We start from the raw sequence: 13,685 nt of genomic DNA on the forward strand, positions 1-13,685 counted from the left end.
TCGTTCCCCGCGCCGGTGTCGCTTCAGGAGGGTATGACCCTTTCATTGTCCTGCGGTGACGGGGAGGACGGAAGGGCTGCGAAATCATCGGTGAGGGTGAGAAATCCACCTGGGAATGTCGTGTGTGCGGCCGGGCAGCCGGGATCGCGTTGGCGGTCATGAGAACAGGATCACGAACTCGTATGAGTTCGTGACCCTGTTCGTTGCAGTTCGTGGAACTACCGTGGTGCGCGAGGGGGGACTCGAACCCCCACGCCCGTAAGGGCACCAGGACCTAAACCTGGCGCGGCTGCCTGATTACGCCACTCGCGCGTCACGGACACGATACGTCATGACCCGGACGGATCCGAGTTGAAGCTGAAGCGTCGCCTTCCGGCCCAGGTCGGCGTCTGGCTGTGGCAGTTGGGACAAAGGAAACGGACGTTTTCCGGGCGGGAGTCGTGTGGATTTCCATCGATATGGTCGACGTGGAAGACCAAGAATTCCCCACACCAAACCGGATCCATACCGCATCCTTCACATTTGTGTTGCCGCCCGGATTCGAGCAGAGCGCGCCGCAAGCGTTTCGGAGCCTGGCGGTTTGATTCAACCGGCTTGAGTACGAGGATCTCGGTCCAATCGAGGCGGTTTTGTGGCGGCTTCCCTTTCTGGGAGTCCCTACCTGTGAAATGCGACGTATCGATTCCAAGTCCCTTGATACGTCTGCTGATGTGGGTGTGGGTGCCACCGTCGAGTCTCAGGCCGAAGTATCGGAGAACACCCGCGACGCTCGTGGATGCCTGTACCGCTTCTTCCAGAAGTTCCTTCGTGTACTTGACCGCCCTGCTCATATTGCCCCCTGTATCGAATGAATGTTCGAGCATTGCAAAATTTAGCGGGAGGGTCCGACACCTTCCGGCGGCGGTAACGCACGGTCGCGCTACGCCGTCAAGAGGTAACGATTCAATAACAATAAAACGTGAGGCCTCCTCGGGTTCGTGGACGTCCACGCATCGGCGCAGCCTGGGCGAATTCGGGTTACCCGTCGGTCACTTTTTGCTCTTGTGTGAGTGACATCACTGGTAGGGGCTTCGCGTGGTAATCCGGGCGAAGCGAAACATGAGGAACTCCTCATGATTTTGTGCGAACCTTGGCGTGCCCGTAAGAGCAGAACACCAGTCCATGCAACACACCGGCGCGGGCAGCGCTGCAAAAAGAAATGCCTCCAGCAGGGGTGTTCAGGAGAGGAACCACACGCGTGACGATCGACGAGACCACACCAGGTGACAACGGACGGAACTCGAAGGCATCACGAAGCACCGGCCGGCGGGCGGCAACCGCCCCGAACGGTGCACTGGTCGACAAGCTTCTCGCGGGTGAGCCCTACGCCCTCGCGTTCGGCGGTCAGGGTGCACCCTGGCTCAGCTCCCTCGAAGAACTCAGCCGCGACAACGGCCTCGAGCCGGTCCTGACCGAGCTGGTCAACACCGCGGCCGCGCACCTCGCGCCCGTCGCAGGCGACCTCATGGTCGTGCGCCCGGCCGGGTTCGACCCCATCGCATGGATTCTCGAGCAGGAGCTCGTGGACGACGAGGACGAGGCTCCCGCAGCCGGGCCGTCCGAGGCCACCCTCACCTCCGCCGCAGTGTCCAAGCCCGGCGTCTTCCTCACCCAGATCGCTGCTCTGCGCGCACTCGCGAACCAGGGCCTCGATGTTGCAGCCCACGCCCCGAGCGCCGTGATCGGCCACTCGCAGGGCGTTCTCGCCGTCGAGGCCGTCGCCGCCGGTGGCCGCAAGGACGCCGAGATCCTCGCGATCGCCCAGCTCATCGGCGCCGCCGCATCGCTCGTCGGTCGTCGCCGCGGGCTGATCGCCGGCGCAGGCAAGTTCCCGATGCTCGCCGTGTCGGGTGCCGACGCCGAGCGCATCGGCGCGATCGTCGCCGAGGTGTTCGAGGGGCAGGATCCGGAGCGCAGCGCCGTTGTCGCCATCCGCAACGGTCGTCGCCGCGTCGTGCTGTCGGGCCCGCCTGCGGCGCTCGAGCGTGTGCAGCAGCGTTGCGAGGAGATCTCCGCGACCGAGACCCGCGAGCGTGACTCCAAGAAGCGTGGCGGCGCCGTGTTCGCGCCCACCTTCGAGCCCGTTCCGGCCGAGGTCGGCTTCCACCACCCCGCCTTCGTCGATGCCGTCGAGCAGGTCGCAGACTGGGCGTCGCGCTGCGGCCTGGACGACGCTCTGGCCCGCACGCTCGCGCAGGCCATCCTCGTCACCCCGGTCGACTGGGTCGAGCAGGTCGACGGCGCTGTTGCGTCGGGTGCGTCCTGGATCCTCGATCTGGGCCCGGGCGAACTGCTCACCCGCCTCACCCAGTCCGGCCTGCGTGGTCAGGGCGTCGGCATCATCGCCGCCGCGACCCGCGGTGGTCAGCGCAACCTACTGACCCCGGGCGCGGAGCCCGAGGTTCCGCAGCCGTGGTCGGCGTTCGCCCCGAAGCCGGTGGCGCTGCCCGACGGCCGCATCGGTGTGGAGACGTCCTTCACCCGTCTGACGGGTCGTTCGCCGATGCTGCTCGCCGGTATGACCCCCACGACGGTCGATCCGAAGATCGTCGCCGCCGCCGCGAATGCCGGTCACTGGGCCGAGCTCGCCGGTGGTGGCCAGGTCACCGAGCAGATCTTCGCCGACAACGTCGCGGAGCTGACGGAGCTTCTCGAGCCGGGCCGCGCCGCGCAGTTCAACTCGATGTTCCTCGACCCGTACCTGTGGAAGCTGCACGTGGGCGGTAAGCGTCTCGTGCCCAAGGCCCGTGCTGCGGGTGCTCCGTTCGACGGTGTCGTCGTCACCGCGGGTATCCCCGAGCTCGAAGAGGCCGTGCAGATCATCTCCGATCTGCGTGACGCCGGTATCGAGCACGTCGCATTCAAGCCGGGCACGGTCGCGCAGATCCGTTCGGTGGTCCGCATCGCGAACGAGGTCCCGACCTACCCGATCATCGTCCACATCGAGGGCGGCCGCGCCGGTGGCCACCACTCGTGGGAAGACCTCGACGACCTGCTCCTCGACACCTACGCCGAGCTGCGCACCCGCTCGAACCTGGTGCTGTGTGTCGGTGGCGGTATCGGCACGCCGGAGAAGGCTGCCGATTACCTGACCGGTCGCTGGTCGACTGTGCACGGTTTCCCGGCGATGCCGCTCGACGGCATCCTCGTGGGCACCGCTGCGATGGCCACTCTCGAGGCCACCACGGCTCCCGAGGTCAAGCAGCTTCTCGTCGACACCCCCGGCACCCCCGACTGGGTCGGCGCAGGCACTGCGAACGGTGGCATGGCGTCGGGCCGGAGCCAGCTCGGTGCCGACATCCACGAGATCGACAACGCGGCGTCGCGCACGGGTCGTCTGCTCGACGACGTCGCCGGCGACGCCGAGGCTGTGGCCGCTCGCCGCGACGAGATCGTCGCCGCGCTCGACATCACTGCGAAGCCGTACTTCGGTGACGTCGCCGAGATGACCTACCTGCAGTGGCTGACCCGCTACCTCGAGCTCGCCATCGGTTCCGATTGCGCGACCGAGTTCGATTGCGGCAGTGACTTGGGTGATGTAGTCGCCGACGCGCATGTCAGCCCGTGGCTGGACGTGTCGTGGCGCGAGCGTTTCCGCGAGATGCTGCAGCGCGCGGAGGCTCGTCTGCACCCCGTCGACCGCGGCCCCATCCCGACACTGTTCGACGAGGACGCGGTGCTCGAGCGTCCGTACGCAGCGCTCAAGGCGCTTGCGGCGCAGTACACCGATGCCGGTGACGTCGTCCTGCACCCCGCGGACGTGCCGTTCTTCGTTTCCCTCTGCAAGACCCCGGGTAAGCCGGTGAACTTCGTGCCGGTCGTCGACCAGGACGTGCGTCGCTGGTGGCGTTCCGATTCGCTGTGGCAGGCACACGATCCGCGCTACACCGCCGATCAGGTCTGTGTCATCCCCGGCACCGTTGCGGTCGCGGGTATCACTCGCGTCGACGAGCCGGTCGGTGAGCTGCTCGACCGTTTCGAGAAGGCCACGGTCGACGAGCTTGTCGAGTCCGGTGTCGAGCCCACCCCGGTGGTCGCTCGTCGTCACCGCGATGTCGCGACCGGTCTGCTCGACGCTGTGCTGTCGTCGCCCGACGTCGCGTGGGCCGGCCGCCAGACCCGTAACCCCATCGATCGTCTCGGCGACCTCGACGAGTGGACCCTCGAATCGGAGAGCGCTGCAGCGCACGCTCCTACCGGCGCGACCCTCACCGTCCTCGACGACGAGCATGTCGGCCTCCGCGTGCCCCTGACGGGTGACCGCGCCGTCGAGATCCGCATCACCGTGCCCGCCTCCGTGAGCACCGGTGGCGCACCGGTCATCACCGAAGCCGACGCCGACGCCGCAATGTCGGCACTGCTCGGTGTGGCTGCGGGCCAGGATCTGCCCACCGTCAAGAAGGGCGCCGCGCGCATCACGCTCGGCTGGTTGCCGGAGAAGATCGCCGACCACGCCGGTATCACCGGCGCCGGTCTGCCCGAGAACCTGAGCCCGAGCACGAACGGTGTGCCCGACGTTCTCGTGGGCGCCTGCTGGCCCGCCGTGTTCGCCGCACTGGGCGCCGCCCGCACCGACGAGAACCTGTCGGTCATCGAGGGCATGCTCGATCTCGTCCACCTCGACCACGCGATCGACGTGAAGAACGGTCTGCCCACCGATCCGTCGATCCTGGGTGTCAAGGCCGAAATCGAGACGGTCGCTGACACCGATCTGGGTCGTGTCGTCGAGGTCCACGTGACCATCTCCGCCGACAGCGGCGACGGTTCGGGCGACAACACGGTCGCGACCCTGATCGAGCGTTTCGCGATCCGCGGCCGCAACGGCAACGCCGAGCTGGCCGACCCGGTCCGCGCCGGTGGTTCGCTGAGTGACGATGTCATCGAGACCCCGCGTCGTCGTCGCCGTGACGCCGTGATCACCGCCCCCACCGACATGAGCGCGTTCGCTCGCGTGTCGGGCGACCACAACCCGATTCACACGTCCGACAACGCCGCGCTGCTGGCCGGCCTGGGTAGCCCGATCGTCCACGGCATGTGGCTGTCGGCCGCTGCGCAGCAGGTGGTCGCGGCCATCGAGGCCGATGCGAAGCTGCCGGTCCGCCGGATCACCGCGTGGACCACTCGTTTCCTCGGCATGGTCCGCCCGGGTGCGAAGATCGACGTGCGTGTCGACCGCATCGCCACCGATCGCGGCGCCGAGATCGTCGAGGTGGGCTGCCGCGTCGACGGTGACCTGGTCATGGTCGCGACGGGCCGTATCGCCGCACCGAAGACCATCTACGCCTTCCCGGGCCAGGGCATCCAGCGCCCCGGCATGGGCCTGGACGCTCGCGCCCGCAGCAAGGCTGCCCGCGAGATCTGGGAGCGCGCCGACAAGCACACCCGCGAGGCCCTCGGCTTCTCGATCCTCGCTGTGGTGCGCGACAACCCGACGGTCCTCAAGGCTCGCGGTGTCACCCACAAGCACCCGGACGGTGTCCTGCACCTGACCCAGTTCACCCAGGTCGCGATGGCGACGCTCGGTGTCGCGCAGATCGCGGAGCTCCGCGAGGCGGGCGCGTTCGTCGAGGGTTCGCTGCTGGCCGGTCACTCGGTCGGTGAGTACAACGCTCTCGCCGCGGTCGCCGGTGTGCTCCCGCTCGAAGCGGTGCTCGAGGTCGTCTTCCAGCGTGGTTCGGCGATGCACGCTCTCGTTCCGCGTGACGAGCAGGGTCGCTCGGACTACCGCATGGCCGCGATCCGGCCGTCGCAGTTCGGGTTGGCCGACGAGAACCTGCAGGCATTCATCGCCGAGGTCGGCGACGATTCCGGAGAGTTCCTCGAGGTCGTGAACCTGAACCTGCGCGGCTCGCAGTACGCGATCGCGGGTACGGTCGCGGGCCTCGAAGCACTCGAGAGCGTGATCGAGCGCAAGGTCGCCGAGTTCGGTGGCAAGCGCGCATTCATCCTGGTTCCGGGTATCGATGTGCCGTTCCACTCGACCGTCCTGCGCGGCGGCGTGGACGACTTCCGCGAGCGGCTGCTGCACCTGCTGCCCGAGGAGATCGACCCGAACATCCTCATCGGCCGCTACATCCCGAACCTGGTGCCGAAGCCGTTCAACCTGGGCCGTGAGTTCATCCAGGAGATCGCCGATCTGGTGCCGTCGCAGCCGCTCGTCGACGTCCTCGCGGACTTCGACGCGTGGGCAGCGAAGCCGGTCGCTCTGACCCGCGTGGTGCTCGCCGAGCTCCTCGCATGGCAGTTCGCGTCGCCGGTCCGCTGGATCGAAACACAGGACCTGCTGTTCGCCGACGAGGCCGACGGTGGTCTGGGCGTGGAGCGTTTCGTCGAGGTCGGACTCGGTGCCGCCCCGACGGTCGCGAACCTCGCGTCGCAGACCCTCAAGCTGCCGGGTCGTTTCGGTCAGCCGGTCGAGGTGCTGAACATCGAGCGTGAAGCGTCGGTCGTGTACTCGACCGATGTGGATCCGGCTCCGGTCGAGGACGACGAGCCCGAGGCTCCGTCGGCCGAGGCCGCCGCGCCTGCTGCCGCGGCTCCGGTTGCTGCTCCGGCAGCTCCGACCGGCGGCCCGACCCCGGACGACATCGTGTTCAAGGCCGCGGATGCCACGAAGGTGCTCATCGCGCTGTGGACGAAGCTGCGCCCCGATCAGATCGGCCCGGTCGACACGATCGAGGCCCTGTGTGACGGCGTGTCGTCGCGTCGTAACCAGCTGCTCGTCGACCTCGGTTCGGAGCTGTCGCTCGGTGCGATCGACGGTGCCGCTGATGCCGATATGGGTGCGCTGGCAGGCACGGTCGACCGCCTGGCCCGTACCTACCGTCCGTTCGGACCGGTGCTGTCGGATTCGATCAACGACCACCTCCGCAAGGTGTTCGGCCCGTCGGGCAAGCGCCCCGGCTACGTCGCCGACCGTGTCACCAAGGTGTGGGGCCTGGGCGAAGGCTGGACCCAGCACGTGACCGCCGAGGTGGCCCTCGGCAGCCGCGACGGATCGTCCATCCGCGGCGGCGACCTGGGTGGCCTGTCGCAGGGTGCCCTCGGCGACACTGCGGCGGTCGACACCCTGATCGACGCTGCTGTGCAGTCGGTCGGCTCGCGTCGCGGAATCACCGTGTCGATGCCGTCCGCCGGTGGCGGCGGCGGAGCAACCGTCGATGCGGCTGCTCTCGGTGAGTTCACCGAGCAGATCACCGGCCGCGACGGCGTGCTCGCCAGCGCTGCTCGCCTGGTGCTCGAGCAGTTGGGTCTCGACGAGAAGGTCTCCGGACTCGCGGACAAGGCCGACGACGAGCTCGTCGACCTGGTTTCGGCGGAGCTCGGCTCCGACTGGCCGCGACAGGTCGCGCCGGCATTCGACGCGCGCAAGGCCGTGCTGATCGACGACCGTTGGGCAACGGCTCGCGAGGACCTGGCTCGTCTGTGGCTCGACGAGACGATCGAGGTCGAGCGGTTCGAGGGTGCAGGCCGGACGGTCGCTGCACACGCTGCCTTCTGGAAGATCAAGGCCGCCGACGCCGGTCGCACGGTGCTCGCCGAGACCTACGGCCGCATCGCGGCAGCCGCCGAGAACACCGGCGACGCCGAGTACGCCGGTGAGGTCGCCGTGGTCACGGGCGCCAGCAAGGGTGGTATCGGTGCTGCGGTCGCGGGCAAGCTGCTCGCGGGCGGCGCGACGGTGGTCGTCACGACCTCACGTCTCGATTCGAAGCGTGTCGGGTTCTACAAGGATCTGTACGCGAGCCACGCTCGCGCCGGTGCGGCCCTGTGGGTCGTGCCCGCGAACATGGCGTCCTACTCCGACGTCGACGCGCTCATCGAGTGGCTCGGCACCGAGACCGTGGAGAACGCGGGCGGCGCGAAGAAGCTCATCAAGGATGCGCTGACCCCGACGCTGCTGTTCCCGTTCGCTGCACCTCGCGTGGCCGGTTCGCTCGCCGACGCAGGCGCACGCGCTGAGATGGAGATGCGGGTTCTGCTCTGGTCGGTCGAGCGACTGATCGCCGGGCTGTCCGGCATCGGTGCAGACAACGACGTCGACACACACCTGCACGTCGTGCTCCCGGGCTCGCCCAATCGCGGCAAGTTCGGTGGCGACGGTGCGTACGGCGAGGCGAAGGCCGCGCTCGACGCGATCATCAACCGCTGGAGTGCCGAGCGTATGTGGGCCGAGCGCGTCACTCTCGCGCACGCTCTCATCGGCTGGGTGCGTGGCACCGGGCTGATGGGCGGCAACGATCCGCTGGTCGAGGCCGTCGAGGCTGCCGGGGTGCGTACGTGGTCGACGCAGGAGATGGCCTCCGAGCTGCTGAAGCTGGTCAGTGTCGAGGCCAAGCGTCTCGCTGCCGACACACCGCTCGTCGCTGATCTGACCGGTGGACTCTCCGATGTGGACGTCGATCTGCCTGCGCTCGCCAAGCAGGCCCAGGACGCGAACGACGCCGCGGACGAGCAGGACGAGAACGACACCGCGACCATCGCGGCGCTGCCCGCGGCTCCGCGTCTCGACGCGACCCCGACTCCTGAGTGGAGCCAGGTCACCGCGGATCCGGCCGACCTCGTGGTCATCGTCGGTGCCGGCGAGCTCGGCCCGTACGGTTCGTCGCGGACGCGCTTCGAGATGGAGGTCGACGAAGAACTGTCGGCCGCCGGTGTGCTCGAACTGGCGTGGGTGACGGGTCTGGTCGAGTGGGAGAACGAACCCAAGCCCGGCTTCTACGACGTCGAGTCCGGTGAACTGGTGCCCGAGTCGGAGATCGCCGACCGCTACCACGATGCAGTGGTCGAGCGCTGCGGCATCCGCCGCTACGCCGACGACGGCGCGATGATCGACAACACGGCGCCGCTGATGACCTCGGTGTTCCTCGACAAGGATCTGTCCTTCGTGGTCGGGTCCGAGGCTGAGGCCCGCGCGTTCGTCGACTCCGATCCGGAGAACACGGTCGCGGCGGTCGACGCCGAGTCCGGCGACTGGACGGTCACCCGCAAGGCGGGCACCGAGATCCGCGTGCCGCGCAAGGCGAAGCTGACCCGCACGGTCGGTGGCCAGATCCCGACCGGGTTCGACGTCACCCGCTGGGGCATCCCCGCCGACATGGCGGACGCGGTGGACCGGGTGGGCCTGTGGAACATCGTGTCCACGGTCGACGCGTTCCTCACCGGCGGCTTCACTCCGTCCGAGCTGCTGCGCTGGGTGCACCCGTCGATGGTGGCGAACACGCAGGGCACCGGCATGGGCGGCATGACCTCGATGAGGTCGCTGTACATCGACACGCTGCTCGGCGAGAACCGTGCGAACGACATCCTGCAGGAAGCCCTGCCGAACGTCATCGCCGCGCACGTCGTCCAGTCGTACGTCGGTGGTTATGGTGCGATGGTGCACCCGGTCGCGGCGTGCGCCACGGCTGCGGTGTCGGTCGAAGAGGGCGTCGACAAGATCAAGCTGGGCAAGGCCGAGTTGGTGGTCGCCGGTGGCTTCGACGACCTCGGTATCGAGGGCATCGTCGGGTTCGGCGACATGTCGGCCACCGCGAAGTCCGACGAGATGACCGCCAAGGGCATCGACGATCGCCGCTTCTCGCGGGCCAACGATCGCCGTCGCGGTGGGTTCGTCGAGTCGGCAGGTGGCGGCACCATCCTGCTGGCGCGCGGTGACCTCGCGCTGGAGATGGGTCTTCCGGTCCTCGGGGTCGTGGCATACGCCAGTTCGTTCGCGGACGGTGTCCACACGTCGATCCCGGCACCCGGTATCGGTGCGCTCGGCGCGGGCCGCGGCGGACGTGAGTCGGCGCTGGCGAAGGAACTGCGCAAGCTCGGTGTCACCGCCGACGACATCGCGGTGGTCTCCAAGCACGACACATCGACCGCCGCGAACGACCCGAACGAGTCGGAACTGCACGAGCGTCTGGCCGGATCGTTGGGCCGCAGCGAGGGCAACCCGCTGTTCGTGGTGTCGCAGAAGTCGCTGACCGGACACGCCAAGGGCGGCGCAGCCGCCTTCCAGCTGGTCGGCCTGTGCCAGGTGCTCAGCCAGGGTGTCGTGCCGCCGAACCGCAGTCTCGACTGCGTCGACGAGAAGATGGCCGAGTACGAGCACCTCGTGTGGGCGCGCACGCCGATCCGTTTCGGCGAGCGGTACGCGCTCAAGGCAGGCCTGCTGACCAGCCTCGGCTTCGGTCACGTCTCCGGACTGATCGCGGTGGTGCACCCGCAGGCGTTCGTCGAGTCGCTGCCCGCCGATCGTCGTGAGGCGTACCTCGCGCAGGCTGCGGCACGCACGATCTCGGGTAAGCGGCGGCTGGCATCGGCGATGACCGGTGGCGCAGCACTGTACGAGCGTCCTGCGGATCGTCGCTTCGGTGGGGACTCGGTTCCGGCCGCGGCCGCACGTCAGCTCGAAGCGGATGTGCTGCTCACCGACGACGCGCGTCTCGGTGACGACGACGTGTACCGCTCGGGTCTGCCCGGCTGCAAGTAGGCCGTGGAACCGAGTAGGCCGGGAACCGAGTAGGCGAGGGAACACAGCAGAGTGATGGGAGTTGCGGGTATCGGGTTCGACCTCGTGTCGGTGCCCGAGTTCGCAGAGCAGTTGCGCCGACCGGGCACGACGATGCTGGCGAACTTCACACCGGGTGAGCGTCGTGACGCCAATACCCGCAGCTCCGATCCTGCTCGGCACTTCGCCGCCCGCTGGGCGGCGAAGGAGGCCGTGATCAAGGCGTGGTCGGCGTCATTGTTCGGGAGCCCGCCGGTGCTGCCGGAGACGATCCACCAGCAGATCGAGGTGGTGGCCGATGCGTGGGGCCGGCCGAGTATCCGGCTCCATCGTGAGGTCGCCGAGCATCTGGGTGGCCGACGGATTCATGTGTCGCTGACCCATGACGGCGACATGGCCGGCGCGTTCGTGGTGCTGGAGAACGCCGCACCGGAGATTTCGTCCGGGGAGGACGACGGGTAACACGGGGAGTTACACGAGGGTCAGGCCGAGGGAGCAGACGCTTCCTCGGCCTGATTCGTTTCGGAACCGCCGCGCTCGGAGGCAGCGGCGCGTGCGCGTTCGGAATCCTCGCGCCGCTTCTGACGTTTCGCCTGGGCTCGTGAGTCCTGTTCGGCGACCTGCAGATACGCGACCATGATCCGTTTGAGTTCGGTCACGGCCTCGGCGTGGGTCTGATCGTCCTGTACCGAGAAGTTCAACATCGAATACACGATGTGGACGAGCACCTCGGCCATGAGTTTGCGGCGCGCCCGCGGAGTGTCCGGGGTGAGCGGCGCCAGCATCCGCCCGACCTGTTCGGCGAATTCCTTCTCGTGGATCGCGCCGGTGGCACGCGTTGACGGGGTGGACTGCATCGCAAGCCACACCTCGCGCCGCGACGGATCGGTGGTCCACAGACCCGCCATGTGGTCGACGAAGTTGTTGAGGAACCGCAGCCAGTCGACCGACGGGATCCTGCCGTTGAACGTGGCGAGTTCGTTGTGGACACCGACGAGATCCTGGCGATTGAGTTCGCAGACGATCACGTACTTGTTGGCGAAGAACTGGTAGAGCGTGCCGATGGGAACGTCGGCGCGGGACGCGACCTCTTCACACGTGAACGATTCGAATCCGACCTCGGTGAGCAGGTCGCGGGAAGCTGCCAGCAGCGCGTCGAACTTGCGCCGACTGCGTTCCTGCGTCGGACGTCGTCGGGGCACGAGTTCCTGCGGCTCCGCCTGGACCTCGAGTGCGGGGTCGATCCGGTGCGGGGCGCGGCGGCCGTTCGTTGCTGACTCCACGCGCCCAGGCTAGCGGCACTGTGTGCGAAAGCCGAACATGAGTGTGAAAGTGGGTGCCACCAAATGGAGATCCGAGGTGTACCACGAGGGGGTCACCGTGCGGTTCGACGGCGGAAGAGCGTCGTTGCCGCGACCAATCCCATCGCGATGAATACCATGCACCAGCCGACGGCGATCACCGCGGAGGTCCCGACCGCGGTACCCGTGAGCAGTCCGCGCACCGTTTCGATGACCGGTGTCACCGGTTGGTGTTCAGCGAATCCGCGCAACCATGCGGGCATCGTCTCCGGTGGCACGAATGCACTGCTCACATACGGAAGGAACAGCAGGAAGAACGTGAAGCCGCTTGCGGCCTCCTCGTTTCCGGCGAGCATGCCCAGCGCCGCCGAGATCGCGGAGATCGCGAGGACGAACAGTGAAATGATCCCGGCGGCCGCGACCCATTCGACGAGGGTGGCGTCGGGCCGGAACCCCATCAGCGCGGCGACCACGAACACCACGACGGTGCTGGCGAGGTTGCGGGCCAGGCTCGCGACGACGTGACCGGTGAGGACGGCGGAGCGCGCGATGGGCATGGATCGGAACCGGTCGACGATGCCGCGCTGCATGTCCGATGCCACGGCGACGGCGGTCTGTGCGGCCCCGAACGAGGCCGACAGCAGCACGATCCCGGGGACGACGTAGTTGAGATAGTCGGTGCCCGTGTCGATGGCGCCGCCGAACACGTAGACGAAGAGCACGAGTAGAAGGACCGGGAGAGCGAGACCCATGAGCAGCGCGTCGGGGCTGCGAAGCATGCGTCTCAGGTTTCTTCCGGTTACCGCCGCATAGTCGCGGGGTACGTAGCCGAGCGGGTGAGTGAGAGTTCCGGGGAGTGTCACGGCGAGACCTTCTTTCGATCGCTCGTGCCGGTGAGGGTGAGGAAGACGTCGTCGAGCGTGGGGGAGTGCAGACCGAACTTCTCGACCGGAACGCCTTCGTCGGCGAGGCGGTTGAGCAGCGCGGTGATGTGGGGGAGATCGCCGTCGGTGGGGACTTCGAGCGTGAGCGTGGCGTGATCGCTGTCGCCGTCGAGGACAGCCGCGGCGCGGGCGAGATCGGGTTCGGTGGCGAAGCGCAACTCCAGGTGCCCACCGGGTACGAGTGACTTGAGCTCGTCGGGAGAACCTTCGGCGACGATGCGCCCGGCGTCGAGGACCGCGACCCGATCGGCGAGGCGGTCGGCCTCCTCGAGGTATTGCGTGGTGAGGAAGACGGTGACGCCGTCGGCGGCGAGTTCGCGGATGACTTGCCACATGACGAGGCGGCTGCGGGGATCGAGGCCGGTGGTGGGTTCGTCGAGGAACAACACGCGCGGCGAAGCGACCAGGCTCATCGCGATGTCGAGGCGGCGGGCTGTGCCTCCCGAGTAGGTGCCGGCCCGCCGGTCGGCGACGTGTCCGAGATCGAAACGCTCGATCAGATCGTGGACGCGGCTGTCGATCGTCGCCGACGGAAGATGGGCGAGTCGCGCGGCGAGGCGCAGGTTCTCGGTTCCCGTCAGAACGTCGTCGATCGCGGCGTACTGGCCGGTGAGCGCGATGCGTTCGCGGACCGTGCGGGTGTGGGCGGGGAGTGCGAGACCCGCGACTTCGACGGTGCCGGAGTCGTACGGGAGCAGTGTCGTGAGGATGCGCACGGTCGTGGATTTCCCGGCGCCGTTCGCGCCGAGGAGGGCGAAGACGGATCCGGTATCGACCCGTAGGTCGATGCCGTCGAGCACGGTCGTCGAGCCGAACGCTTTGCGCAGCGTTCGCACGTGGAGGGCTGGAGGAGGAGAGGACATGTCACCGTCCTTAACTGTGTATGCCATATATGTACGTGTA

The 13,685-nt window shown here is 67.7% G+C and carries 6 protein-coding genes and 1 tRNA gene; 2 read left to right on the top strand and 5 right to left on the bottom strand.

Going from position 1 to position 13,685, the window contains the following annotated elements; all coding sequences use genetic code 11:
• Positions 1-224: 224 nt before the first annotated feature.
• Both ACFWCF_RS20185 and ACFWCF_RS20190 read right to left on the bottom strand, forming a co-directional pair.
• Positions 225-312: transfer RNA gene (locus ACFWCF_RS20185), tRNA-Leu, on the bottom strand.
• A gap of 17 nt (positions 313-329) precedes the next feature.
• The gene (locus tag ACFWCF_RS20190) at positions 330-863 is read right to left on the bottom strand and encodes an HNH endonuclease (RefSeq protein ID WP_378565085.1); all 534 of its coding nucleotides are present in this window, start codon (positions 861-863) and stop codon (positions 330-332) included.
• A gap of 374 nt (positions 864-1,237) precedes the next feature.
• Between ACFWCF_RS20190 and ACFWCF_RS20195 the strand changes: the two genes are divergently transcribed.
• Together ACFWCF_RS20195 and ACFWCF_RS20200 are read left to right on the top strand one after the other, a co-directional pair.
• Entirely contained in the window at positions 1,238-10,519 is a 9,282-nt protein-coding gene (locus ACFWCF_RS20195) for a fatty acid synthase subunit beta domain-containing protein (RefSeq protein ID WP_378565088.1), read from the top strand.
• A gap of 54 nt (positions 10,520-10,573) precedes the next feature.
• Positions 10,574-10,999, top strand: a complete 426-nt coding sequence (locus tag ACFWCF_RS20200) for a holo-ACP synthase (RefSeq protein WP_378565350.1) — start codon at positions 10,574-10,576, stop codon at positions 10,997-10,999.
• 20 nt (positions 11,000-11,019) lie between these two features.
• On the opposite strand, the gene ACFWCF_RS20205 is transcribed toward ACFWCF_RS20200, so the two are convergent.
• The 3 genes from ACFWCF_RS20205 to ACFWCF_RS20215 form a co-directional block, all read right to left on the bottom strand.
• Entirely contained in the window at positions 11,020-11,820 is an 801-nt protein-coding gene (locus tag ACFWCF_RS20205; RefSeq protein ID WP_378565091.1) for a TetR/AcrR family transcriptional regulator, read from the bottom strand.
• A 92-nt stretch (positions 11,821-11,912) separates the two neighbouring features.
• A complete protein-coding gene (locus tag ACFWCF_RS20210; protein WP_378565094.1) occupies positions 11,913-12,701 on the bottom strand; it encodes an ABC transporter permease in 789 nt (262 codons plus the stop codon).
• Complete coding sequence (locus ACFWCF_RS20215; RefSeq protein WP_378565097.1) at positions 12,698-13,645, bottom strand: ATP-binding cassette domain-containing protein; 948 nt, start codon at positions 13,643-13,645, stop codon at positions 12,698-12,700. The genes ACFWCF_RS20210 and ACFWCF_RS20215 overlap by 4 nt, the downstream gene beginning before the upstream one ends.
• Positions 13,646-13,685 lie beyond the last annotated feature (40 nt).

Source organism: Rhodococcus sp. NPDC060090 (assembly GCF_042729855.1).
Classification (GTDB): Bacteria; Actinomycetota; Actinomycetes; order Mycobacteriales; family Mycobacteriaceae; genus Rhodococcus.